This is a genomic window from Flavobacteriales bacterium (genome assembly GCA_013214975.1).
Lineage (GTDB): Bacteria > Bacteroidota > Bacteroidia > DT-38 > DT-38 > DT-38.
Map to the genome: position 1 here is coordinate 1 of JABSPR010000053.1, position 1,728 is coordinate 1,728.

Genomic DNA, 1,728 nt, shown 5'->3' on the forward strand with positions numbered 1-1,728 from the left:
TCCAATTTTGTTTTTGTGGTTACTAAATCTCCTATCTTCCAAATAGGCCTCACCTGCAAACACCAGTACTACTGCTAATACCAAGAGACATAGAGTACGTATAAGATTACGTTTCAAATTAGTAAAACCACTATCAGCTTGCATATCCTCGCCCATCATACTGCTTTGTGTGAAAATTCCTCAACTCTCATCCACGCTCCACACATAGCACCTGAGAATGGAATGACGAGTGCAGCTGATAAAATCAATAAATAGTTCCCGAAAATAATGGGTAACTGCCAATTAGCACCGACAATCTCCCATATACAAAACCACAGCAATAATAGCACAAAGATAATATGAATGATGAGAAATATATAAGTCCATATTTTCCGATGCCTCAAAGCGAAAAATGCAGACACAATAGATAAAGAAAGAGCGCAGCTAAAGAAATAGTTTATCAAATTAGGATCATACGGAAAAAAAATTACGATAAGATCGAGATTAATAGTTATTGTAAATGCAATCAAAAAACCACTAAATAAATTAGATGGTATTCCAGTTATATCACTCATCACGGATTAGCCTCGGGATAATTCTGCTTTTCTGCCGACATGCGGTCAACATCTATGACATACATCCCATTATCACCCTCTTTGTCATGGGACATTACATATACCTGCAAGCGGGTGTTTGATAACCATTTAAGATAAGGTTTCTTTAAATGACTCACTGCAATATTGGAGATACCAGGAATCTTTTTAATTATTTTCTCAGCATCAATCAGTTCAATTGTTTAGATTTAATTCTCGCAATCTTTACTGGACTTCGATATGGCATATGCCCTCCAGCATTAAATAGTTTAAAAGCAAAACATGAACTATCTGGCGACCAAATGACCTCTTTTATGAAGTATCCATTATGGCCAGTCTCACTGAAATAATTCACCTTAAACATAACATGTTTATCAATAATAACAGCAATAGCACTTTCATTATGCCATGTAATATGCTGAACTGTTACATCGTTCATTTCGTACGATGATGTCTCGAAGGCGTCGGATACCCCATGCTCAGGTCGAGGTTGCGAGCAACTGGCAGCCATGGCCACAATAAGCATTAAAAACAACAGTTTCAATTCCCCATCCATCACGTCGCTTCTTCTTCTAATCGTTTGGTTCGAATATACATGAATTCATATTCCCAACCTCAAGCCAAAAAACAAGCACCACTATAGCCTCATCATACTCATCCCGTCCTGTGTCAATATTATCCAAAAGCCATTAGTCCTGTAATTTCATAGTGAGAGTGTTATGCATGGCACACCTCGACCTTACTTCACCTCCGTGTTAATGACTGTGTTTACAGATGGCTTATTCTCCGTTTCACTCGTGTTCTGGACCCATTGTTTGTTTGAGACGGAATGAGAGTGGAGAATCCCATACATAGATCTTTGAAGATGTGTTAACTATTCGCCACTAGTGCCAAGATCACCTCTTACAAAAAATCACATATCTAGTTTCTTCATGCATTTTGATTTATTTCACAGAACGGCAGCATAATGCTAAGAAGTTAACTGGTCTTTTAGAGGAAAACGACTTACGGTAGCACTGCAATCAATTGAATTAGGATGCTTTTTCTTTTTCACTCGTGAAGTCAATAGCTACAATTTCAAGGTGCATCCAAGTATATTTTTTAACAAATTTCTTAGCATATTCTTTTAAATACTTAACAGTTTGCTCAAAGTTAA

General features: G+C 37.1%; 1 protein-coding gene. It reads right to left on the reverse strand.

The features are described from left to right. Positions 1 to 762: 762 nt before the first annotated feature. Complete coding sequence (locus HRT72_02950) at positions 763 to 1,128, reverse strand: hypothetical protein (GenBank protein NQY66668.1); 366 nt, start codon at positions 1,126 to 1,128, stop codon at positions 763 to 765. Between the last annotated feature and the right edge of the window lie 600 nt (positions 1,129 to 1,728).